Annotated in this window: 24 protein-coding genes and 1 pseudogene; 11 read left to right on the top strand and 14 right to left on the bottom strand. The window is 36.5% G+C overall.

Translation table 11 applies throughout. The features are described from left to right. From cpcA to AA650_RS07280, 3 genes are all read right to left on the bottom strand, one after another. On the bottom strand, positions 1-489 hold the full coding sequence (gene cpcA, locus AA650_RS07290) for a phycocyanin subunit alpha (protein ID WP_027402198.1): 489 nt from the start codon (positions 487-489) through the stop codon (positions 1-3). A 103-nt stretch (positions 490-592) separates the two neighbouring features. Next, positions 593-1,114 carry a phycocyanin subunit beta gene (locus AA650_RS07285; RefSeq protein ID WP_027402197.1) on the bottom strand — a complete coding sequence of 174 codons (522 nt, stop codon included), beginning with the start codon at positions 1,112-1,114 and terminating at the stop codon, positions 593-595. Positions 1,115-1,733: 619 nt separating this feature from the next. After that, entirely contained in the window at positions 1,734-2,669 is a 936-nt protein-coding gene (locus tag AA650_RS07280; protein ID WP_053538520.1) for an RluA family pseudouridine synthase, read from the bottom strand. Between the two features lie 219 nt (positions 2,670-2,888). Here AA650_RS07280 and AA650_RS07275 point away from each other — a divergent pair, with 219 nt between their 5' ends. The 3 genes from AA650_RS07275 to AA650_RS07265 all read left to right on the top strand — a co-directional run bounded on the left by AA650_RS07275 (position 2,889) and on the right by AA650_RS07265 (position 5,752). Beyond that, positions 2,889-3,929 carry a response regulator gene (locus AA650_RS07275; protein ID WP_053541213.1) on the top strand — a complete coding sequence of 347 codons (1,041 nt, stop codon included), beginning with the start codon at positions 2,889-2,891 and terminating at the stop codon, positions 3,927-3,929. A 240-nt stretch (positions 3,930-4,169) separates the two neighbouring features. Then, positions 4,170-4,796 (top strand): dTMP kinase, encoded by a 627-nt coding sequence (gene tmk, locus AA650_RS07270; protein WP_039200915.1) that lies wholly within the window; start codon positions 4,170-4,172, stop codon positions 4,794-4,796. 2 nt (positions 4,797-4,798) lie between these two features. Beyond that, entirely contained in the window at positions 4,799-5,752 is a 954-nt protein-coding gene (locus tag AA650_RS07265; RefSeq protein WP_053538519.1) for a DNA polymerase III subunit delta', read from the top strand. A 463-nt stretch (positions 5,753-6,215) separates the two neighbouring features. Here AA650_RS07265 and AA650_RS07260 read toward each other — a convergent pair whose 3' ends face one another. From AA650_RS07260 to AA650_RS07240, 5 genes are all read right to left on the bottom strand, one after another. Continuing rightward, a complete protein-coding gene (locus AA650_RS07260) occupies positions 6,216-6,662 on the bottom strand; it encodes a VOC family protein (RefSeq protein WP_053538518.1) in 447 nt (148 codons plus the stop codon). 18 nt (positions 6,663-6,680) lie between these two features. After that, a complete protein-coding gene (locus tag AA650_RS07255) occupies positions 6,681-7,274 on the bottom strand; it encodes a Uma2 family endonuclease (RefSeq protein ID WP_039200917.1) in 594 nt (197 codons plus the stop codon). A gap of 165 nt (positions 7,275-7,439) precedes the next feature. Then, on the bottom strand, positions 7,440-8,459 hold the full coding sequence (locus AA650_RS07250; protein WP_053538517.1) for an aldo/keto reductase: 1,020 nt from the start codon (positions 8,457-8,459) through the stop codon (positions 7,440-7,442). A 13-nt stretch (positions 8,460-8,472) separates the two neighbouring features. Beyond that, positions 8,473-8,808: a cytochrome c6 PetJ gene (petJ, locus tag AA650_RS07245; protein ID WP_027402187.1), complete on the bottom strand. Its 336-nt coding sequence runs from the start codon at positions 8,806-8,808 to the stop codon at positions 8,473-8,475. Further along, on the bottom strand, positions 8,805-9,029 hold the full coding sequence (locus tag AA650_RS07240; protein ID WP_053538516.1) for a hypothetical protein: 225 nt from the start codon (positions 9,027-9,029) through the stop codon (positions 8,805-8,807). The genes petJ and AA650_RS07240 overlap by 4 nt, the downstream gene beginning before the upstream one ends. A 306-nt stretch (positions 9,030-9,335) precedes the next feature. Here AA650_RS07240 and AA650_RS07235 point away from each other — a divergent pair, with 306 nt between their 5' ends. Beyond that, the gene (locus AA650_RS07235) at positions 9,336-10,118 is read left to right on the top strand and encodes a hypothetical protein (protein WP_053538515.1); all 783 of its coding nucleotides are present in this window, start codon (positions 9,336-9,338) and stop codon (positions 10,116-10,118) included. Between the two features lie 71 nt (positions 10,119-10,189). Here the strand turns inward: AA650_RS07235 and AA650_RS07230 are convergent, their stop codons facing one another. Beyond that, entirely contained in the window at positions 10,190-10,381 is a 192-nt protein-coding gene (locus AA650_RS07230; RefSeq protein WP_027402184.1) for a YqaE/Pmp3 family membrane protein, read from the bottom strand. A gap of 35 nt (positions 10,382-10,416) precedes the next feature. Next, positions 10,417-10,785, bottom strand: a complete 369-nt coding sequence (locus AA650_RS07225) for a phage holin family protein (RefSeq protein WP_039201081.1) — start codon at positions 10,783-10,785, stop codon at positions 10,417-10,419. Positions 10,786-11,400: 615 nt separating this feature from the next. On the opposite strand from AA650_RS07225, the gene AA650_RS07220 reads away from it, so the two are divergent. From AA650_RS07220 to AA650_RS07205, 4 genes and pseudogenes are all read left to right on the top strand, one after another. After that, positions 11,401-12,411 carry a hypothetical protein gene (locus AA650_RS07220; protein ID WP_053538514.1) on the top strand — a complete coding sequence of 337 codons (1,011 nt, stop codon included), beginning with the start codon at positions 11,401-11,403 and terminating at the stop codon, positions 12,409-12,411. Positions 12,412-12,430: 19 nt separating this feature from the next. Then, a complete protein-coding gene (locus AA650_RS07215; RefSeq protein WP_053538513.1) occupies positions 12,431-13,288 on the top strand; it encodes a hypothetical protein in 858 nt (285 codons plus the stop codon). Positions 13,289-13,339: 51 nt separating this feature from the next. Beyond that, positions 13,340-16,111, top strand: coding sequence for a dynamin family protein (locus AA650_RS07210; protein ID WP_053538512.1), 2,772 nt, complete (start codon positions 13,340-13,342; stop codon positions 16,109-16,111). Between the two features lie 60 nt (positions 16,112-16,171). Continuing rightward, positions 16,172-16,351: pseudogene (locus AA650_RS07205) on the top strand (DUF2887 domain-containing protein); the annotation flags it as partial. Positions 16,352-16,418: 67 nt separating this feature from the next. Here AA650_RS07205 and AA650_RS07200 read toward each other — a convergent pair. Beyond that, positions 16,419-16,694: a DUF5615 family PIN-like protein gene (locus AA650_RS07200; RefSeq protein ID WP_234413330.1), complete on the bottom strand. Its 276-nt coding sequence runs from the start codon at positions 16,692-16,694 to the stop codon at positions 16,419-16,421. Between the two features lie 36 nt (positions 16,695-16,730). Here AA650_RS07200 and AA650_RS07195 point away from each other — a divergent pair, with 36 nt between their 5' ends. After that, positions 16,731-17,066: an Rpn family recombination-promoting nuclease/putative transposase gene (locus AA650_RS07195; RefSeq protein WP_442853954.1), complete on the top strand. Its 336-nt coding sequence runs from the start codon at positions 16,731-16,733 to the stop codon at positions 17,064-17,066. A gap of 464 nt (positions 17,067-17,530) precedes the next feature. Here the strand turns inward: AA650_RS07195 and AA650_RS07190 are convergent, their stop codons facing one another. Next, positions 17,531-19,690 carry a Tex family protein gene (locus tag AA650_RS07190; protein ID WP_053538510.1) on the bottom strand — a complete coding sequence of 720 codons (2,160 nt, stop codon included), beginning with the start codon at positions 19,688-19,690 and terminating at the stop codon, positions 17,531-17,533. 221 nt (positions 19,691-19,911) lie between these two features. Here AA650_RS07190 and AA650_RS07185 point away from each other — a divergent pair, with 221 nt between their 5' ends. Then, positions 19,912-20,124, top strand: coding sequence for a hypothetical protein (locus tag AA650_RS07185; RefSeq protein WP_039202163.1), 213 nt, complete (start codon positions 19,912-19,914; stop codon positions 20,122-20,124). 172 nt (positions 20,125-20,296) lie between these two features. On the opposite strand, the gene AA650_RS07180 is transcribed toward AA650_RS07185, so the two are convergent. Together AA650_RS07180 and AA650_RS07175 are read right to left on the bottom strand one after the other, a co-directional pair. Further along, positions 20,297-21,043: a DUF4276 family protein gene (locus tag AA650_RS07180; protein WP_053538509.1), complete on the bottom strand. Its 747-nt coding sequence runs from the start codon at positions 21,041-21,043 to the stop codon at positions 20,297-20,299. Between the two features lies 1 nt (position 21,044). After that, entirely contained in the window at positions 21,045-22,229 is a 1,185-nt protein-coding gene (locus AA650_RS07175) for an AAA family ATPase (RefSeq protein ID WP_053538508.1), read from the bottom strand. A gap of 302 nt (positions 22,230-22,531) precedes the next feature. Here AA650_RS07175 and AA650_RS07170 point away from each other — a divergent pair, with 302 nt between their 5' ends. Next, a complete protein-coding gene (locus AA650_RS07170; RefSeq protein ID WP_053538507.1) occupies positions 22,532-24,004 on the top strand; it encodes a TldD/PmbA family protein in 1,473 nt (490 codons plus the stop codon). Positions 24,005-24,180 lie beyond the last annotated feature (176 nt).

The following is a 24,180-nucleotide window of genomic DNA, read 5'->3' as shown; positions in this document are numbered from 1 at the left end:
CTAGCTAAGAGCGTTGATTGCGTAGTCAATGTAGGTATTAGCTTCGTTAGCAGCTTGACCACTTAGACCATGACTAGCTTTGATGGATTTCAATGCTTCTACGTACCAGCTAGGAGATAAGTCAAATGCGGCGTTAACTTCAGCTAAACCGGCAATTAAGAACTCATCCAAAGGACCTGTACCACCAGCAACTAAGCTATAGGTGATGATGCGGAGGTAGTGACCAACGTCACGGGCGCACTTAGCTTTACCACGAGGATCAGCTGCGAATTGATTGCCTTGTGTGGAGGTGGTGTAAGGGAATTTGCTGTATACGGCGCTAGTAGCACCGTCAATCAATTTTTGAGCGTTAGCTGTTAAACCACGAGCAGCTTCCATGCTGGCAGCGGCACGAACTAGACGACCGTTAACTGCTTGTAATTCGGTATTGCTTAAAAAGCGTCCTTGGGTATCAGCAGATGCGATTGCTTCGGTAATTGGTGTTTTCATTGGTGAAAATCTCCTAGATAGTTTCTTGCTTTTTTTGTATGGCTACGCCATGCAGACTATGGGAAAAGCTCAATTCAGGTTTGAGCCAATTTGTCATGAATTATTAAACAACAGCAGCCGCAGCGCGGTCGAAGTAGCTTGCCAATTCAGAAACCAAAGAACTGCAATCACCTTTGGTGATACCGTTAGGATCGTTAACGATAGCGATCGCTGCTTCTTTCATTTTACCAACACCAACTGCTACAGAGCTACCAGGAGTACCCAAAGCTTGGTATGTTTCGCGCAAGCCGTTCAAGCAACGGTCATCAAGAACACTAGCGTCACCAGCGATAGCGGCGTAGGTAACATAGCGTAAAATGATTTCCATGTCGCGTAGACAAGCAGCGTTCCGACGGTTGGTGTAAGCATTACCACCGGGAGCGATCAATTGAGGCTGTTCTTCAAATAAAGAACGAGCTGCGTTGGTAACGATAGCGGAAGCGTTGCTTGTAATGCGGTTAACAGCGTCTAAACGCTTGTTGCCGGAAGCTACAACTGCACTTAAAGCATCTAGTTGTTCGGTGCTGAGGAATTCGCCTCTAGCGTCGGCTTGGGAAACAACCTTGGAAAATACATCTAATGTCATGGACTCTAATCTCCTAAATTACTTAGTTGAGAGATGTCTAAATTAAAACTAATTTGGATTTGTTCGCAACGGAGTCAAATCAAAGCGTTTCTCAATTCGCTCTCTCATTTACTAGTTTACAGTTTACAAACCAAAAATTATGAGAGTCAAGGAAAATTTTATGAGAAAGTGGCAAACTTGATGAATTGCCTGCTTTTTTCAACTTTCCTCTGTTGTTTAACCCCTACAGTTTATGTTTATACAATGCTATAGAGTCTTTATTCGTTACAAATTATGAATAAATGAGATCATAGCCTAAGATAAGGCTCAAATCCTTCCTATATAAGGGGTATAGCTGAGAAAATTCTTATATTTACGTTACATAACTTTATATTTTTTGCAAAAAATCGCAATACTCGGCGGTTAAAGACTGTTTTAATTTTGCTGTAAACTCTTGATATAACTACACCAAAGCTTTTTTTAGCTTCTATGTGAGTTTTATAATTTTTGTTAAGGAATGTTAAATTTACATTTCTAAATATTTGGGAAATTTTCTTTTTTTTCCCCCCTGGGGGGATATAAATTTTTCCAAAGGTAAAACTCACAAAATGAGACTAAATGGCTATTTTTTCAGGAATTCTTAATAAATACCACTACGACGGCGCAGGACTTCCAGTAAAGTTGTCAAGCTGCGGGGAAGGGGTGCTGTGACTGCGACTAACTCCCCAGAAACGGGATGTTGTAGCTGGAGTTTCCAAGCGTGTAATGCTTGTCCCGGCAAATTTACACCCAGGGAATGACCTGAACTATAAATGGGGTCGCCGACGATGGGATGACCCATTTTGGCGCTGTGAACGCGAATTTGATGGGTGCGTCCTGTTTCTAGTTGGAAGTGAATTAAGGTGTAGTTGCCAAACCGTTCTTTTACACGCCAATGAGTAATGGCGTTGCGTCCACCATCTTCTATAGAAACAATAGCCATTTTTTTACGGTCTTGGGGATTGCGTCCAATAGGTAAATCTATAATTCCGGTTTCTGTTTTGGGAACACCGTAAATTAGTCCTAAATATTCTCTTCTGGCGGTTTTTGCTTGTAGTTGCGCTTGTAGGTGTTGGTAAGCTAGGTCTGTTTTGGCGATCGCAATTGCTCCTGTTGTATCTTTATCTAAACGATGGACAATTCCCGGACGTTGCACGCCACCGATTCCTGGTAAGTTGGGACAGTGTGCCAATATGGCATTAACTAGAGTCCCGTCAGGATGTCCGGGTGCGGGGTGGACTACTAAACCTGCGGGTTTATTGAGAATGATGAGTTCGTCGTCTTCGTAGAGGATGTCTAGGGGAATATCTTCTGCGATTACTTCTAAAGGTTGAATGGTGGGAAGTTCCAGGGTAATGCGATCGCCTGTTTTCAGGTTAATCTTTTTAGATGTGCAAATCTTGTCATTAATTTGAACATGACCCTGTTCTATTAACTGCTGGATGCGAGAACGGGATAAATCTGATAACTCTTGAGATAAGTAGCGATCTAGGCGATCGCTATTTTCGGTAACTTGGATGCTATTAATTGCAGACACGATTAGGTATGGGGTGTTTTAAGAAACATTGAGGTTCAAAATGTTCTGGGAGAACCGCTGTACTTCATTTTTTCATCTTATGTTTAAGATAGTTTTTTATTTCTCTAAAAAATCTATAGTAACCTAAAAGTAATACTTGAATACTTATAATTCAAAACCCTTGTAAAATTCACTAATTAAATGATCATGAGAGAAAATTTTAATGATCAATCCCAGCATATTAACACAATTCCGATTAGTAGATATAGATTTTTTCAAAATATCCAACCAATTAGCTTATTAAAAAAGATTACTAATAATTCTTTTACTGGTTGTTTGCAGGTATTTAGTGAGTCGGGTGCTTGGTCAATATATATGGATCAGGGTAAACTAATTTACGCTGGTTATTCTGAGGAAATGTTTGAACCTCTTTATCGTAATTTACAGAGATTGAGTCAGCAAATTTCGACTCTTCCTATGGGTATTAATGAACAGGTACGGATGATTTTTGAAAAGGATCTTGAAAATCAGTCAATACCAAATCCAGATTATTTAGCAATTTGTTGGTTAGTTAATCAAAAATATATTAGTCACTTTCAGACTGCTTTGTTGATTGAACAATTAGCATTGGAGGTTTTAGAATCATTACTAGATTTAGAATATGGCAGTTATGAATTTGTTCGACATACTTTTTTAGATAATCTTCCTAAATTTTGTCATTTAAATTTAAGAACTTTAGTAGAACAATGTCAATCAGGGGTTAAGGTTGATGTTCAGGAAAATTTGAATTTTGAAAATCATCATCAATCCCCGTCACATACTACATATCACGAACAGTTACCTAAAAGCAATTCTGAGCAAGTTGATTCTCAACTACATATACATCAGCCGATAAACTCCCCAGTTAGGGAGAGGAAGAAATATAGTATTTTGGGTGTGGACAATGATTATAGCATATTAAATACTGTGGAAAATTTTTTAGATGAGCAAATATTTTCTGTGCTGAAATTCATGGATTCTTCCCAAGCTTTAATGGAAATTTTGCGAGTACAGCCCGATATGATTTTATTAAATGTAGAAATGCCTAATTTAGATGGCTATGAAATCTGTTCTTTATTGCGGAAACACTCGCATTATAAAAATACTCCTGTGATTTTGATGACCGAAAGAATCGGATTAAGAGATAAAGCTAAAGCCAAATTTGTGAGGGCTAATGGCTATTTAGAAAAGCCTTTTTCTCAAGGGGATTTACTGAAAATTATTTTTCATCATATTGTGTGAAAATTTGACCCCTACAAAATTGATTAGTTTAGGGATTTTTATAATGTTCAATTTATTTTGCACTCATACCCAGATCCCCGACTTCTCTAAGAAGTCGGGGATCTGACTCTTGGAGTTAATGTAGCACCACGTCTTCGTGTCTACTGCGATATTTGGGGCAATCATATAAGGTTTGCTTTTGGTGTAGAGTTTATATAAATAGGGATGTCTAAAAAATCAGTATTTACAAAATTTAACAACATGAGTGGTAAGTTCATTGTATTTGAAGGTGTGGAGGGTTGTGGTAAAACTACTCAGATGCAACGGTGTTTTCAGTGGTTAGAAAGCTTAAATATATCAGTAATACTGACTCGTGAACCAGGGGGAACGGAGTTAGGAAAGGATTTACGGGCGTTATTATTGGAAAAGTCACCAAGTAAGCCGGTGGGGGAAGTCACGGAACTATTATTATATGCAGCGGACAGGTCACAACATATTGAAGAAGAGTTAAAACCTAATTTAGCCATAGGGAAATTTATTCTGTGCGATCGCTATACTGATTCTACTATCGCCTATCAAGGTTATGGTAGAGGTTTAAATATGAATCTCATTCATCAACTTAATCAGATTGCTACTGGTGGCTTAGAAAGTGATTTAACTATTTGGTTAGATGTAGATGTAGAGGTAGGACTATCCCGCAAACGGGGACAAGCTAAACTAGATAGAATTGAACAGGAAACTATTACTTTTCATCGTCGGGTACAGCAAGGATATACAGAATTAGCTGCATCCAATCCATCCCGAATTGTGCGAATAGATGGCAATGACAGTCAAGATATCGTTCAAAAAAGTATCCAGGAAATTTTACAGCAACGCCTGTTTTCATAACTATGTTCTCGTCATTAATCGGACAACAGCAAGCGGTAGAATTATTAACTCAATCCGTTAAACAACATCGAGTTGCACCAGCTTATATGTTTGTGGGTGCTGATGGTGTAGGCAGAAGTTTAGCAGCAAAATGTTTTATTGAATTACTTTTTTCTAGTTCTATAAAACCCGATCAAATTCCCATTTTACACAATCGCATTCAGCAAAGAAATCATCCAGCTTTATTGTGGGTAGAACCAACTTATCAATATCAAGGACAAAGACTCACCCCAGCAGAAGCAGCCGAAAAGGGAGTTAAACGCAAAGCACCACCGGTTATTCGTTTAGAACAAATTCGAGAAATTACGCAATTTCTTTCTCGTCCACCATTGGAAGCAGCGCGGAATATCATAGTATTAGAACAAGCAGAAACAATGGCGGAATCTGCGGCAAATGCGTTGTTAAAAACTTTAGAAGAACCGGGAAAAGCGACATTAATTTTAATTGCTCCCTCCCCCGAATCTGTGCTACCAACTTTAGTATCCCGTTGTCAAAAAGTTCCCTTTTATCGGTTAAATACTGCGGCTATGACTGAGGTATTGACACAAACAGGAAATGCCGAAATTTTGCAACATCCAGAAGTTTTAAATATAGCCGCAGGTAGTCCAGGAAATGCCATTTCCTCCTACCAACAATTACAAACCATTCCTAGCGAATTTATCGCCCAGGTGAAAAAAACGCCAACATCTTACCGTCATGCTTTAGAATTAGGTAAAAAAATTGATAAAGAATTAGATACAGAAGCCCAATTATGGTTAATTGACTATTTACAACAATACTATTGGCAACAAATACATGAACCTAAAATTATTCAACAATTAGAAAAAACTCGGAAACATTTACTTTGTTACGCCCAACCTCGTTTGGTTTGGGAATGTACATTTCTAGCCTTATTTCAAATATCCCAAAATCCGTAGGGTTTCCCCACCCTCAATTACAGTAGGTTAGCATTGAAAATTGTCTTTATGGGAGGGCAAGAGGCAAGAGGCAAGAGGCAAAAGGCAAGAGTGAAGAAGCTTTGGACGATTTTACTTTTCTTTTTTCTTTACACACCTTGGTTTTATAGACTTCCAATTAAAAAAATATCCCAAAATTTCTTGTGGTGCGGGCATCTTGCCCGCTAATAATAAAAGGACGGGCAAGATGCCCATCCCACAAGATTGGATCATCTTTTTTGTGGAGTTCTCTTATTCTCTTATTGTGTTCACCTACTTACAGTAGTTTCCAATGATATGAGTTACATCTTAGCCCCCTCATCGCTTGCGGGGAGGGGGTTGGGGAGGGGGTTGGGGGTGGGGTTCTTGTACCTCATAACACCGGGAAGTGCTGTATATTGCTTTTATATTGCCTTTAATTATCGAAATTTTCCCACTGTCTCATTTAATCAGGATCACAACGAATTTCAATCATAAACCCATCGGGATCATAAAAATACACTCCTCTACCAGTAGGACGGGAAACTGGTCCATAAGCAATGACCAAATTATTTTCTTGAATTACTGCTAATGCTTGGTCAAATAGTTCTGGATCAATATCAAAGGCTAAATGATACGCTCTAGTGAAAGACTTACTGGGATCTGGATCTGGTGGTAATAATTCTGGTTCTCCAAATAAGTCAATAATTGTACCGTCAGGAGTGGCAAAGTTGGCGACTTTTCCGGTGTTGACAAGTTCTATTAATGTTTCTGGTATTTCATCCCCTGTAAGTTCGTGTAAGCCTAAAATATGACCATAAAAATGGCGAGATGCTGCCATATTTTGGACGTTAAAAGCGATATGATGAACCTTGCGGAGGTAGCCAGTGGGAATATTTTTTTGAGAAATCATCATCCCGAAATTTAGAATCTATGGATTTAAAATTATCTGCAAATCGAGAATAAAGCCCGGTAAAATATCTTCACCAGAAAGTTTTGGTGGGTTGTCAACATCAAAGTTTAAAACTTCTACATCTTTTCCGTAACGATAAATTTCTACTAAGGGTGTTTGTGGATCAATTAACCAACCTAAAAGCGCCCCATTATTTTGATATTCTCGCATTTTAGCGCGTAATTTTTCTAAACTATCCGTTTCTGATCGCAATTCAATCACAAAATCAGGACAAAGGGGGGGAAACCGTTTTTTTTCTTCTTTACTTAAAGCCTCCCAACGTGCTAGTTTTACCCAAGCTGCATCAGGACAGCGATAAGCACCACTGGGTAATTTAAACTCTGTAGAAGAATCAAATACTTTACCTAATTTAGTTTGACGATTCCAAATACTTAAATCTGTAGTTATATCTGAGTTTCTAATTCCGCTTTCTCCACCTGTGGGAGGCATAATAATTAATTCTCCCGTTTGGGTAAGTTCTAATTGCCAAGGTTCGTTGGCAATGCAAAGTTGATAAAACTGCTCATCTGTTAAATTTACTGCGGGAGGTATGTTTAAGGTGAGGGTTTCCATAGGTTTTGCTTAAAGAGGCTAGTTTTATTATCAGATAAAATTCATGAAAATTCAGAAAAATTTAGGCTAGGCTAGGAAAATTCAGGCTAGGCGATCGCTAAAATTGACCCCAATGATCTAATACAATGCTGGTCGGTCAAGGAAAATGGGGAGTAAAATGTTCAATTAACGTCTATATTCATCTCCACAATCACCAATTAACTTATATAAATCTTTTGACTGTTCAGAAACTGCATCTATTTTCCCGATATCCTCAGCATCTAAATTGAAACTAAACACCCTAGCATTATCTGACAAATGTTCTGCAATTCCTAACCTTGCACCCACAATTACACCCCCAACTGCTGGCTGATTTAAAACGTAATTTACAGCCACATTAGCAATACTTACTTGATGTTTATTAGCAATGGTTTTTAAGGTATTTAGTAACTGTTGAAATAGTCCCCAACCACCCCAATTATCAATCATTTGTTTGTATTTTCTCAAACTGGTGGTATTTATTTCTAAGCCTTTAAGTTCTGGTTTATTCAAATACTTTTCTGATAACAAACCACCGCAAATACTACCATAGGTAAACAACTTAATATCATGTTCTTGACAAAATTTAACCATGTTTACCTGTGGTCTTCTGTCAACTAAAGAAAACTGCACTTGATTAGAAACAATCTTGATTCCTGCTTCGGTGATAATTTGCAAATGTTCGGTATCAAAATTAGTTAAAGCTAAATGTTTGATTTTACCTTCTGTTTGCAATTCTACCATATATTTGAGAGCATCTAAATAATTAGCATCTCGATATTCCCACCAGTGAAACTGCATTAAATCCAATGATTTAACGTCCATTCTTCTCAAAGAAATATCAATATTTTCCTCAACCAGTTTTTTTGTCATCTTCCCCGCACGAGGAACCCACTTGGTAAAAGCTTGAATATTATTTACAGCTTCTTCTCCACGAGTCGCTATCAGTTGACGACGAAACTCACCAATAAAATCTTCTGCTGGTCCATAATGGTCTGCTAAATCCCAGGTTGTAAAACCAGCATCAACATATTGAAACATAGACTCAATGGCAGTTTTGGGGTTAATGCGTCCATGTCCACCGGAAACTTGCCACATTCCATTTAAAATTCGGCAAATTTTCAAGTCGGGAGTAAATTGTAAATAGCTTTCTTGAGGTAACATCATATTTTTTATCTTGTTATTTCCAGTCTTTTTCTGCTTGTTCCAAAACATAAGCTGCAACTTGCTGAATTTCCTCAGTTGTCAATCTTTTTTTATAAGCTGACATATTATTCTTACCATTAGTGACAATGGCTGTAATCGCTTCTAAAGAATCCATGCCATATTTTTTAAGTGCATTCTTTTTTAAGTTTTTACCGCGTCTAATGATATTTTCCCCATTAATATGACAACCAGCACAATGAAAACTAAAAATTTCTGCCCCTTTGGCTGTATCTAAAGCGTTAGCGGGTGAGGTGAAATTGATAGTCCACAAGCAAAATGTGCATAATATCAATACTATTAGTTTTTTCATAAGGCTTCAAAATCAGATATGAAGCCGATAAAGTTTGTACATTGTTCCTGAAAAGCTTCTGCTTCGCTGACATCTTCAATTTTATAGGACATGATCCGTTTTCCATCTGGCATTTTTTTAGAACCAATCAATTCAGCTTGGTAATTTTCTACCATTTTCTTAAATTCAGCACCGTACACTTTCCACGCTTCACCATCGCAAGTGATATTTACCTGCCACATAATTTAAAATTTAGTTATTGACCAATATTGATTATTTCATAAATTGGCAACATTTAACTAAAAAATTCCTGGCGACTAGAAGTCGCGGCTATACAGACAAAACCCACTTGCGTGGGTTAAAAACTTCTAATTGCTGAATCTACGAAGGTAGACTTTGCTTGTGTAGCGTGGTGGAAGCATCTTTCTAATCGCCAAATACTTTGAAGTACCTAAAGATAGATATGATTTTATCTCTTTAGAGGGTGTTCATAGCTAAAAGATTTCGCCATAATGAGTGTAAGTGTTGTAATGAGATTTGTATTTAGTATGACCACAAATAAGAACATTAAAGAACAAATTCAAATAGATTTACACCAAGCTAAAGAAACAGGACAATTAAAAGCTGAACGCATTCGGGAAATTGTCAAATCTGCTGTTTCTCAAGTAGGTTCTGAGTTTCAAGAAGGTTCTCATGAACTGCGTAATTTAGTTAATGATGCTGTGTCTACCGTCATTGATAATTTACAAGAAAAAGGTAGTGAAGTTAAAGAAGGAGTGGTAGCTTCAATTGAAGGAGCGATGGAAGCAATAAATCTGAAAAAACACTCAGATATTGTCAAAACTCAAGCCGAAATTAAGCAATTACAAGCTCAATTAGATAGAGAAGAAGAAGAACTACAAGCAGAAATTGAAGGAATTTTAACGAAGATAATCGAAACAAGTCAAGATAAATCAGCAGACACAAAAATTGCGATTGATTCAGCCATTGATTCTATAAAAGATAGTGAAGAAATTGGATTATTAAAGAAACGCTATGCACAATTACAAGCACAGTCAGCAATTATTCGAGCCAATTTATCGGCACGTTATAGCGGAAGTGATCAAGAAGTACAGGATTATTTAAATGAAGCAAAACAATGGTGTGATAAATCCCATCCCAAAGCCGAATCTATCACAGCACAAGTAAAAGAAAGTTACTCAGTTCTAGAAAAAAAATTGACAGATGCAGGTGCAGTTATAGCAAAGAAAGAACGTCAATTAAAACAAACTTTACGCGAGTTACTTTTAGCAACGGCTGATTTATTCAAAGATAAAGATATTCGTGCTTAAAGACTAACTATCCTTTAGATCCCCGACTTCTCTAAGAAGTCGGGGATCTAAATTCTTGTTGCTTGTTATACTTAATAAGTACCTTCCTCTCTATTAATATTTTCTTCATGCTTGACAATTACCCAAACTGCATGAATGCTACCAGGAAGCCAACCAAGCAGAGTCAGCAAAATGTTAATTAACAAAGTTGGACCAAATCCAACGGTGAGAAAAACCCCCAAGGGAGGTAGAAATAAACCGATAAGTATACGCAGTAAGTTCATGGATATTTATTTCCTAGTTTTAAAGTTGGGTTTACCTATTGACTATCTTGTAATTCAAAACCTTTTTCTGCGAAGTATTTACTGAGAAAGGTATTAGCTAAAGAAAGAACTACAGGACCGATAATAAAAGCAATTAATCCTTGAACTTGAAAACCTGGAACTAAAACTGATGCTAACCAAAAGCAGAGTCCGTTAACAATTAGGGAAAATCCACCTAATGTGAGATATGTCAAAGGTAAAGACAAGATATTAATGGTTGGTTTAACTCCACTATTAATTAAACCAATCACAACAGCGGCAATTAAAGCTGCCGGAAAATTAGCAATATCTACACCGGGAACAACTAAATCAACAATCAGCAAACTTAAAGCTGTAGCGAGTGCGATGAAAAAATATGACAACATTTTTACCTCAGTAACAGCAATATCAGTGCTAATTACTATTTTCAAAGATAGACTAATATTTCACATCTTTTCTTAGATATAATCTTGATCTATCTTAGGTTAGATTAAATAATAAATTTTCAGTAAGATACCCGACTTCTCTAAGAGGGTGTTTGAAAAGTTATGGTTGATGTATCAAATATTTTTTACCCCTCCCTAACCCTCCCCTTGTAAAGGGGAGGGAACTGGATTTTTATTGTTTCCCCCCTTTACAAGGGGAAAGGGGGTTAGATTTCTGGAGATTATCGGTTTCATCTAATAGTTTTCAAACACCCTCTAAGAAATTATTGTATAACCAAAAAACCTAAAATTACAGTATTAAGTAATTGTACAGTATTAAGTAAGTAGGTGAACAGAAAAATTTAAAGGTATCTAACGATATGTAAAGTTGTCTCAATGCGATGACTGTGTTTCTACATGATCTCGCATTGACTAAATTGCATCGTGTATTTCTCTAGTGCAGTCATTTTATTTACACCAACTGTATATTTATTCTTATCAGTAGTCAATTATTGCTGTATTGAGTATAATTTATTTTATTAAACGCTTCTGTCAAATATAAAAAGGTAATTATCCATGTCTGACGATTCCCAGCGTAATTCTGCTGTCAATGCGGCTGCGACAACCAACATTCACCACGTCAATTTACAGGATCTATCTAAAAGCATGGTAGATAGATTAAGTAAAGGCGGTGTTCGTTCTGGCGAACCTATCCGAACGACAATAAAAGCCCAAGAAATGCTAGATAAGATTCCCCCATCTCAACGTGCGAGTATAGATAGTCAAACTGCGGCCAAGAATGTAGAACAGTACCTATCTGATAAGCACGCTAGTCACGTTAAACCCCACAGTAAGGGAGGTTCTAATGATCCGAGTAATATCAGATGGGAGAATGGTAAGGATAATATGGCTCGTGGTGATAAAACCATGACTAGTCGGGAGCAAATGAGATTAAATGCTAAATACCACTTTGATAACTTAACTGGTGCTGTAAAAGCAGGTTTGCAAGCTGCACCAATAGGGGCGGCTGTGGGTGCAGTTACAACTGTACCTTTTTCACTTCTAACTCATGGGCTGCGTGTAGTTCGAGGTGAAATTTCTGCACAGGAAGCGGCTACAGAAACATTAAAAGATACTGCTATGGGTGGTGCAGTTGGGGGTGTAACAGCATTTACAACAGCAACATTAGCAGCAGCTTGTCCACCAATAGCGATCGCATTAACTACAGTAGCACCTTTATTAGCTGTTGTTGGTACTGGAGGTATGGCTGTTGAGTTTTTCAGAATCTTAGATGATCATAAACAGGCTGTAAAAACCTATTATGAATCTTTAACTCAGCAAGAATTAAGAAGATTACAAGAAATTGAAAATGATCTGATTTATGAACATCAGAAAAATCTAGAATTTTTGGCAGAAGCAAAAGCAATTAATCAAGAAATTACAAATCGTCCAATTGCACCAGGAATAGAAGGGGCTATGCAACGGTTACGTGAATCAGTGGCTATTGCTCAATCTTTAGGACTTACATCAGCAGATAGTAAATTATTGCCTAATTCTCAACCTGTTTACCTTCCTTCTAGTCATTAAATAATAAATCAAGAATTCTATGATTTTCATACTACCTTTTGTATTTGGTGCTGTAGGTCTAGCTGTTGGTGCTGTTGCAGGTGCTTTTACTTCTCATGCTGCTGGAGAAAATGATAGACAAGCTGCAAAATATCACAGGAAAGTTGCAAATGAATTAGTTGAGAAATACACGAATCTACAAAAACAATACTATGAACTTGCTGATGAAAGTCAGAAACAAATTCACGATTTAACTCGACAGATTGCATTAGGTGAAATAGAAAAAGACTGTTTGCGTTTAGCACTGAGATTGCAACAGAGTTTGATTTATTTGATGTGGGAAATTGATAAAGAACCAACAGCAGAAATTTTAAATCAGTTTAAACTAGCAGTAGAACAAACTAATTATATTCTCTATCAATTAAATGAGGAATTAATTATTGTTCCTAGTGATTACTATCAACGTAGTATTTCGTCAGTTGTTCAAAAACCAGAACGAAGATTACCACAAAGATTTAGTTTTATTAATAATCCAGAATTGGAGGATCTATATAATAGAATTTACAATAGTGGTAATAGACTCTTACAGTATCTAAATGAGATTCGTAATAGACGTATTAAAGAAGGTGATATTATTAAAAAGCTTCAATTTTTTGAGGATAATATCACAAAAGCTTTGTATGACTTATCGCAATGCAAAAATCAGGCGGGCTTAATTTCGAGATTAACAGATATTTTGGATAAAATTAACAAATCTGCTCAAGATACAGCTTATTTATGTAATGTAGACCTTAGAGGATGGGATCTAGAATTTGAACAATTGAAAGCTAAAATATTTCAATATCAAAAAAATCATTATCCAGCTAAAACTAAGACTAAAATTAACTCAAGTAATTAATTTTTGCAGGTATTAACAACACTAATCAATAGAGGATTGATAAAAAATTATATGATTTTTATATTGCCTTTTGTAATCGGTGCTGTAGGCTTGGCCGTTGGTGCTGTTGCAGGTGCTTTTACTTCTCATGCTGCTGGAGAAAATGATAGACAAGCCGCTAAACATCACAGGAAAGTTGCCAATGAATTAGTTGAGAAATATACGAATCTACAAAAACAATACTATGAACTTGCTGATGAAAGTAAAAAGCAAATTGACGACTTAACTCGACAGATTGCATTAAGTGAAATAGAGAAAGATTGTTTGCGTTTAGCTGTGAGATTGCAACAGAGTTTGATTTCTATAATGTGGTCTATTGATAAAGAACCGACAATAGATGTCTTAAAGCAATTTGTAAAAGCAGTGGATCTTACAAATAATGTTCTCTGCCGAATTAATGAAGAGTTAGTTAATGTTCCTAGTGATTACTATGAACGTAATTTCACTCAAGCTGTGAAAAATAATCTTTTAACACAAACAGAAGAATTTACAGCTTTTCATAGTGGAGATACCACTGCCAATATAGTTTCAGAACCACCTACAAATAACACAACTACCCCAGGAATAAAAATAATGAAATCCTATTCACAAGAATTTCAAGATACCTATAACAGAGTTAATGATATAGGAAATAGACTCTTAACTTATCTAAAAGAACTTCGCGCAGGACGACTCCAAGAAGGAGATAATACCCAAGGATTAGAAAATGTTGAAAATAGTATTGTACAAGCTTTACAAGCCTTAGTTAAACAAAAATATCAAGTAGCTGTAATTGCAGCTATGAATGCAGGTAAAAGTACATTCCTCAATGCTTTGATTGGTGCAGATGTTTTAGCTACTAATGTAGAGGCTTGTACAGTTTTTCGTACAGATATTCGTCCAATTAACGCAGAACAAACACCCAGACTTTTAGAACATCGAGAAAATCAAGAATTTCCTGAAATTATAGCAACTGGTGATGCAGAAGAAATTAAGCGGAAGTTTTCAGAACGGACATATCAAATAAGAGATAATAAAAATTTAGATCATACTATAAGTTTTGAATTAGAACATCCTATTGAAGCTATTAGTAAATTGCCTTCTCTAGCTGGATTTACCTTAGTTGATACTCCTGGACCAAATGAGTGGAACTCAGAGAGTTTTAATACAGTAGCTTTAAAACAGACGAGTCTACAAGCACTTCGCACTTGTGATGCTATCTTATTTATTCTGGATTACCTATCTTTTAAAGACAATATTAATTTAGAATTGCTGCAAGATTTAATTGAAAACCGCCAGGACTTTTTGGCACAAAATACAGGAAAAATGTACTTTGTACTTAACAAGGTAGACATGAAAGGAGAAAGTGATAGAAAGATTGAAGATGTGATAGAATCTTTAAGAATGAGTTTGGTTAGCTTTGGTATTCCTGAACCAAATATTTCTCCAGTCATTGCTAGACAGGCTTTATTGTCTAAGCTGATTCAAGAAGGAAAAGCAACTGATAGTCATATTAAGGATTTTGAAAAGTTTTATATCATTAAATATGCAGAAAGAGATGAAAAAGGTAGGATGCTTATTCCCTTACCAGAAGAAATTGCATCTCAATCTTTAGAAGATAGCGGTATTCTCAAAATTGAAGAGACAGTAATTAAAAATATTGTGCAAACTTCAGGATGGAATTTATTGAGTGATGTCTTGGCTGTTTTGAATAAAGCTGCTCAATCTGTAGCTGATACACTTACTACGGAAATTCGCGGTTGGGAGTTAGAATTTGAGGAACTACAACAAAAAATAGAGGAATATAAACAACGTTTTGAGTTGATTGAAAATAAGTTAGCAAGTGTAAAAAAGTCTGTACAGTCACAAAAGAAAAGATTATTCAAAACTTTTAGGCAAGAAATTTATAAGTTTGCTGAAACTGCTAAAAATCGTATAGATTTGGAAATTGATAAAGTAGTAGAAGAACAAGCTAAAAATTCGGGTTCTGTATCTAGTAAAGAAAACCAAAATCTTGTCTCGTTTATTTGGAATAAAGTTACTTCATTGTTAAAAGAGGATTCAACTTCAGAACCATATAAAATCAAGGTAAAAGACAAAAAAGATGCTAAAGAAATAGGTAAAATTATTAATGATTACTGCGCTCCTATAGTTCATAACTTTTGGCTGGATACACAAGACAGACTTGTGAGAGAAGGTGCAAAGATTCACGAGGACTTAGTTAAGCAAATTCAACAAGAAATACAAGCTATTTCTGATGAATTATCTCAGTATATTGGTGAGACTTTGCAAATAGAGATTGGTACTAATGCAATTCAGTTTCCTAAGTTTGAATTTTCTGGCATTGATACTAAAATTCAAGAACAACGAGAAGTTTTTGAAAGAACTAAGAAAATAACTATGCAAGAGGAACGTTGTTGTGCAAGTCCTCATGTCTATGAACAAGATGTTGTTATGAAAACAGAAGTATCCTACTATGAAATTGATTTACGGCTGACTGCTCAAGGAATTAAAGACAAGATAGATGAGCAAGTAAAGAGAAACATAGGTTTACTCAAGGGTATTATTGACGAACAAGTAGAAGAGAATTTTCAGAAAGGTGAACAGCAAATCAATGATTATATCAATAGATTTCTGGATATTTTCGATAATTTGCTGACACAAAGGGTAAAGAGAGAATCAGAAGTGAATGAGATTGTTTCTACTCTTAAAAGCCAAAAATCAGAAGTAAGTGAATATCTCAATGAATTGATATTGATTCAAGAAGTGCTTGATAATTGGAAACCATCACCTATTAACCGATAATTCTCGCTACAAACAAAACCCACACAAGTGGGTTTAAAATCCTTTGAACAACTTTTTAAAATGAAAACAGACAGCATATTTTACCGATTGTTTCAAGAAATACCCAGCATATTTTTTGAACTTATTGGTAACTCTCCCCAATTAGCAGAACTTTATCAATTTTCATCAGTTGAAGTCAAACAAACAGCCTTGAGAATAGATGGAGTTTTCTTACCTAACCAAAATACAGCCAATCCTGTAGGGTGCGTTACATTTCATTAACGCACCTTATTACTGGTTTGAATGCAGTTCTAAATTTTCAGTGCGATTATGATAGAGCAAGCAATGATGAATTTTCATCTTCATAAAATAATTTGATTGTGCTGAACTCCCGACGCAGTAAATTTTCAACTTGTAAGGTAGAACAGTTTCCCAGTCTAAGCCAGATGACTTTTGGAGGATTCCCCAACACTAAACTCAGATCGTGCATATCAGCATCTTTCGAGACAATCATCAAATCATTATCTTTTGCATAATTCCAAACTATCGGGTCTATTGTTGCTTTCATCCCTACATCCCGATAGCGAAGCGTGGCGTAAGCCATACATGAAGGGAGTCTGGAAAAATATCGCTTAAACGGGTGGATAATTTAGGCGATAAGTTTTCATCAAAGCAACAGCAACAAGTATTACAAATCATCGAGACAATTTTAATTTACAAGTTTCCAAGAATGAATAGGGAGGAAATAGAAGCTATGTTTGGATTAAGTGAGTTAAAACAAACCCGATTTTATCAAGAAGCAAAAGAAGAGGGAAAGGAAGAAGGAATAGAAGTAGGTGAACGCAAAGCCAAATTAGACGCAGTTCCTGGATTGATAGGATTGGGTTTAACTGGAGAACAAATCGCACAAGTTTTAAACTTAAGTTTGGCAGAAATTAGCGAGATTATTCAACAACAGAATACAAAGGACAGGTAAACATTTGGTGATTTGTGATCAAATCTCTGATTTTCATCCTTTAATCCTGCATATCCTGTATCCCTTAGAGGATGTTTTAAAAGTGGTATTCCGTAATTTTCATCATATTGCTACCCCCCTTTACAAGGGGAAAGGGGGGAAACAATAAAAATCCAGTTCCCTGCCCTTTACAAGGGGAGGGTTAGGGAGGGGTAAAAAATATTTGATACATCAACCATAACTTTTCAAACACCCTCTTACGGGAGGTGTTAGCCACTTCTGACAATTTACCTAACTATACTGCAAACGGTTCATAGTTTAACCAAATATGAAACCCCTCTGGTAAACCTCTCCAGTATTAAATGTTATTCCTTTTCCCTCTCCTATAGGGAGAGGTGCGGGGAGAGGCTTTAAACCTTGTTCTTTGTATGATAAAAAAGTCCAGCTTCTAGCCGTTTTGAGTATAACAAGTCAGGGAGAGGTAATTATTGTTTGATTCCTTTCATTGATAAACCTATGCGTTTGAGTTTTTCGTTGATTTCTAAAACTTGCACTTTAACGACTTGTCCAACTTTTACAATTTTTTTCGGATCATCTACAAATCTATCAGCAAGTTGGGAAATATGCACTAAACCATCTTGATGGACTCCAATATCAACGAAAGCACCGAAGTTAGCAACGTTGGTAATAATTCCTTCTAGTTGCATTCCTACGGTTAGATCTTTAATTTCTTTGATTCCTTCTTTAAAGGTAGCATATTTAAATTCCGCACGAGGATCTCTGCCTGGTTTTTCTAATTCGCTGAGAATGTCGCGCAGGGTTGGTTCTCCAATGGTTTCGGTAACGTATTTTTTGATGTTGGCTTTTTTGAGGTTTTCTGCAACTTGTGTCACTTGATTTAAGGATACTCCTAAATCAGCCGCGATAGATTGTACCAAAGAGTAACTTTCTGGATGAACTGCGGTATTATCTAAGGGGTTTTCACCACCACGAATTCTTAAAAACCCTGCTGCTTGTTCAAAGGCTTTAGGTCCTAATTTCGCTACTTTCAAAAGTTGACGACGGTTTTTAAATGCGCCATTTTGGTTACGATAGGCAATAATATTATTAGCTATGGTGGGGGTAATTCCCGAAACAAAGGTGAGAAGTTCTTTGGAAGCAGTATTTAAGTCTACACCCACATAGTTAACGCAACTTTCGACGGTTTCATCTAATTTCTTTTTCAGTAATTTTTGATCAACGTCATGTTGATATTGTCCGACACCAATTGATTTAGGATCTATTTTAACTAGTTCTGCTAAAGGATCTTGTAATCTTCTCCCAATACTGATTGCACCCCGCACGGTAATATCTAAATCGGGAAATTCTTCTCTAGCTACGTCGCTGGCAGAATATATAGATGCACCAGATTCATTTACCACAACTTTAACTGGTTTATGGGCTATATTTGGTAATATTTCGGCCACAAATTCTTCTGTTTCTCGTGACGCTGTACCGTTACCAATAGCGATTAATTGAATTTGGTATTTTTCAAGTAATTTTTTAATAGTTTGGGCGGCTTTTTGTCGTTGTTCTGCTGCTTGGTGGGGAAAGACAGCTTGATATTCTAAAAATTGCCCAGTTTCATCTAATATAGCGACTTTACACCCGGTTCTAAAACCTGGATCTATAGCCATTGTCGGTTTCATTCCTGCTGGTGCGGATAATAGCAATTCTCGTAAATTGGTTTCAAAAGTTTTGATTGATTCTATGTCAGCGTAGGTTTTTTTCTCGTTTGTTACTTCGCTAATTAAGGAAGTTTTCATCAAGCGGTTAAAACTATCTTTTAACATGACTTGATAAAAATCTCGAATATTGCGAACTTGAGTTTTTATTTCTTGAGATTCTAAATAACCCAGCACAAAATCTTCATCAAACGCAACTTCAAAACTGAGAATTTTTTCATCTTCTCCTCGACATAATGCCAACAGATTATGAGGGGCGATATTTTTGACTCTAATCTGATAATTGCGGTACATTTCAAATTTAGTTGTCCCTTCAGGATGTTCGTCTTTAATCCGAGAAATAAATACCCCATTTTCTAACAGATAATCGCGGATATAAGCGCGTGATTCTGATTTTTCTGCTACTTCTTCAGCTAAAATATCAGACGCACCTTTTAAAGCTTCATCTGCGCTTTTTACTCCCAAGGTTTCCGAAATATACTTTGCTGATTCTGCCTCTAAAGATGCGGAAATACCATTTTTAACATTTAGGGATTTAATAAATGTAGCCAGTGCTTCTAACCCTTTTTCCCTAGCAATGGTAGCACGAGTCCGACGTTTAGGACGATAGGGTAAATATAAATCTTCCAGTTCAGTTTTTTGTAAACAGGATGCTATTTTTGCTTGTAGTTCTGGGGTAAGTTTATCTTGTTGAGCGATCGCACTCACAATTACTTTTTTTCTTTCTTCTAACTCCGTTAAGTAATTATGCCTATCTTGTAAATCCCGTAATTGCACTTCATCCATTTCATCAGTGCGTTCTTTACGGTAACGCGCAATAAAGGGAATTGTTGCCCCTTCTGCTAAGAGTTCTAGCGCATTTTGTACTTGGTGGGGTTTAAGTTTTAGTTCAGTTGCGAGGAGTTGGGAAATGTTCAACATTGGATATTTAAATTGAAAGTGTTAAGTTGATTCCAGCACGAATAGATAGTGTTAACTTAATTTAGCAAATAATGGCATCATTTGAGAATAGCTAATTTCATCACTTGAGAATAAATTTGTTGCCATTTTGTCTTACTTAAGTATAATGTTAATAACGTTCTTGAAGAAGGTTAAAATCTACTGGTATTAAACAGTAGCTCGTAGTTTGGAGATTAGTGAAAATGCCTTTATTTTTCTTAATAACATTAGTTACAGGTGTAATGACTGGCTATCTCTTCCAAAGAAATGATGATGAAATCACCAATATTGCAGGTGTCTTCACAGCCGTCATTTTTATTGTAAGTTTAGTGTTATCACCTTGGCAAATTCAGTTTGGTATGTTGATGTTTGTGGTCATTGTCAGTAACAAACTGCTGAATAAAAATTGGTTTTAAATCAATTTTCGCAATATTTAGAAATAAAATACAGTCAAGTCGGCAATTATCCACCCTCGATAAAATAATCATTGAGGGGAAGGAGGGTGTTGATAGTTGGATAAAAGATAGAATAGCTGAAACTAGATAATTCAGTTAGAACTAAAAACATTTATTCTTTATCTAAATCCTACTAATTAATATCATCTAGAAATACTTGTTTATTTTCATCTACTAATTTTTGCAAACATTTCGCAAACTCTACCAATGAATTATTTTTTCTGAGAGTTTGGTTATTAATTTCAATATATGCTGCTATATTAGATGATTGACTTTCTTCATATTCCCGTTCTTTCAAATTTTTGGGTTTATCTTGGAGATTCGGATTATGCTTAATTAGGATTTCGCGTGATAACTTTACTAAACATTCCTTGACACCCCTTCCTCCTGACTCAGCTTCTGCTATTAAATCTGTTTGTCCACGTTGTTTACTATTGGCAAATTTGATCCATTCTGGATGATTTCGATGATCAGCATTTTTTGTAAAAAAGCAGCATATACCCAAATAATCAACTAATAACCAAGCCTCCAATTCTTGAATCATCGGAAAATATTTTACTCTTCCTTCACCTTCAAACAATTTAACAACTTCTTCAATTCGATTAACCAGAGAATTTTTTTCCCTCCGTCTTTGGTTTTGCGATTGTGTCCCATCAGAATCTAGCAGAAAGATAACTAAATCATCATTTTTTAAATAAGTATCAACTGCCTTCTTTAAACCATCTTGGATTTTTGGATGTATAGCTGTATTAAAACCCTGTTTAGTGGCAAGTTGGATAGTTATATTACCACCATAAAGCGCGACTATTTTGTTAGCAATACAGCCAACTGCTTTACTATCATGATCAGATTCCGGCACCCAAAGACGAACACTAGGCATATTAATCAGCAAAAATTCCTTCTAGTAAGTGACTATGATAAATCGCGCTACCTATTCCAAAATCATTCATCCAATCGGAAAAATCATCTCGGTTTTCTGCTAATTTATCAAGTAGACAAGCTTTAGTTCCTATTTCTCCTTTCTGATTTAAAAGGATTACCGAAATGTCAGATGATATTTCTTCAGTAGAAAAACAATCTAATAATTGAGAACTATGGGTTGTAAAAATCACCTGTGTTCTCTTGGATAACCTTTTGATCATATCAGCAATATCTTGTAAAATACCAGGATGAAAATTTCTCTCAGGTTCTTCAATACTAATGAGAGTTGGAACATCAGATTCATAAAGCATGATAAAATAAGCTATCAACCTCAGAGTCCCATCTGACATATTAGATAAAGCTATTTTTTTACCATCTTCTTCAATAACTTTAATAAGTGGTTCTGCAACATCATCTAACTGTAACTTAATTTTCAGACAGTCATACAGTTCTTGGCTCACTTCATCAAACTTATTTTTATCATGTCTACCCCAGTATTGTAAAACTTCTTCAACTTCACTAGCGTCAGTATCAAGGCTAGGTATTCTTTCATCATGTTGTAAAGATTTATAGATCATATTTAATTTAGTAATTCTAGAATGTATTCTGACGCTATCAGGATCTACATCATAGAATTTCCAATCTTTTATATAGCTTGCCAACTTTTTTGTAATTGGTTTATGACCATATTTACCTACATCCGCTAATGTGAGTCCATCACCCTCAGAAAATTCGTATGGTTGAGAATTTTCGCCATTTTCATCATTCACTGTTCCTTTACCATCAATAATATTAATTACTTCAATTTCATTAACTAAGAGATACTCTCTATCAATTAAAGTATTATTTTCACTGATACTAAGTACCAAACTATATTCTACTTTAGCTTTATTATCTTCATCATCTTCTATAATAATTTGATAAAATGTTTGTTTTTCCCCCACCCTTAAGATACTATCCATATATTTTAGAGAAGGAAGTTCCTGGTCTTTTAAAAGTTTACTGAGAAAGCGTAATGCTTCTAAAGAATTGGATTTACCACTAGCATTAGCTCCTACCAAAATTGTTAGATCCCTGAAATTTAAATCCACATCTCCTAAGCTTTTAAAATTTTTAATTTTTGCGGATATGAGTTTAAGAGTCATAAATATCTCCAGTATATTAGTCAGTCTAGTGACTACGCAATTATTTTAAATAAAAAGTCACAGAAAGTGAGAATTAACTATAGTTTTATAGTAATACTCCAACCCAACGTTAACATAAAATCGGAATTAGATCACATCATTATCTGGCTTAGAATGTCCACTGATCACATCTTAAAAGACAATATGGCGGAAAACCCTACAGCCTAACTGCCAACAACGACTTTCATAGATTTGTTAGACTGAACACACCAGGATTTTTTTTCAGTCACATCTGTAGATAACGCCAGCAGACGAGGCACTTCATGCTTACAAACACCCTACTTCTCTCAAATCAACTTCCCAGTTTACAATATTCATCCACCACAGAACGCTTCGATGACACTTGGGAAGCCCCCCTGGCAACCCTTTTGGGACTAGGACGCGCTGCCGGTGCTGATTTTGTGGAATACTTCTTAGAACGTCGCAACTACATCAGTTGTTTAGCCGAAGAAGATACCATTACCAGCATTTCCCCCAGTTTAGCTACCGGTGCAGGAGTGCGAGTATTTCGTGGCAAAGCTGACTGCTACGTTAGCACCAATAACCTCACATTTGCCGGTTTAAAAGCTGCTTTAGAAAAAGCTCTTTCCATCTTAGGCTTACAACTACCAGGACCGAGTGCCTTCATTCCCGAAATCAACCTAGAACTACTCAGAGACTACGCCAGCAAACGCGGTAAAGATGGTTGGCTACCCTTATGTAGTTCTATCAGCGAAATGGGAGAAGTCCTCCTTGATGGTACAGCCCAACTTAATAAAAAAGCTACCCACGTCCAATCCCGCCGCGCTTCCTACTTCCGTGATTGGCAAGAAGTATTAGTTGCTGGTAGTGACGGAACATTTGCCCGTGATATCCGCCTCACTCAGTCTGTCGGATTCAACCTGCTTTGTGCTGACGGTGCTAACCGCTCCTCCATTGGTGAACGGGCAGGTAACACCAGTGACGCTAACTTCCTGAGAACCTGGGATTATCAACAAGCCTCCGAACAAATCGCCGAATCTGCTGGTAAAATGCTTTACGCAGATTACGTAGAATCAGGAACTTACCCGATTATCATGGCCAATCACTTTGGCGGTGTAATTTTCCACGAAGCTTGCGGACACCTTTTAGAAACCACCCAAATTGAACGCAAAACCACACCATTTGCCGACAAAAAAGGGGAAAAAATTGCCCACGAAAGCTTAACAGCTTGGGACGAAGGCCGCGCCGATAATGCCTTCGGGACAATTGATATGGACGACGAAGGAATGCCCGCCCAAAGAACATTATTAATTGAAAAAGGTATCCTCAAAAACTTCCTAGCTGACAGAACCGGTTCAGTGCGGACAGGACACCCCAGAACAGGCAGTGGCCGCCGTCAAAATTACACTTTTGCAGCCGCTAGTCGGATGCGAAATACATACATTGATTGTGGAGAACACACAACAGAAGACCTATTTGCCTCCGTTGATAAAGGTATTTACTGTAAGAAAATGGGTGGCGGAAGTGTGGGCGCAACAGGTCAATTTAACTTTAGCGTTGATGAAGCTTACCTAATAGAAAATGGCAAAATTACCAAACCATTAAAAGGTGCTACGCTCATCGGTGAAGCCAAGGAAATCATGAATAAAATTTCCCTATGTTCCCAAGATTTAGAACTAGCTCCCGGCTTTTGTGGCTCAGTCAGCGGCAGCATTTACACAACAGTTGGACAACCCCACATTAAGGTTGACTCTATTACCGTTGGCGGCAGATAAAAACCAATACGGTTTAGTTAAATTTAGAACTCTTTGTGAAAGTCATTTTTTAAACGAACCACAGAGGCACAGAGGACACAGAGAGAAGAAAAAATTTTTAACTAAACTGTATTGAGCTAAAAACAGATAAACCATATTATCCGCGTTTATCTGCGTTCATCTGTGTTCAAAATTCA

It is taken from the genome of Anabaena sp. WA102, assembly GCF_001277295.1.
Lineage (GTDB): Bacteria > Cyanobacteriota > Cyanobacteriia > Cyanobacteriales > Nostocaceae > Dolichospermum > Dolichospermum heterosporum.
Note: the sequence above shows the minus strand (reverse complement) of the source record. Positions and strands in the feature narration are given on the sequence as shown.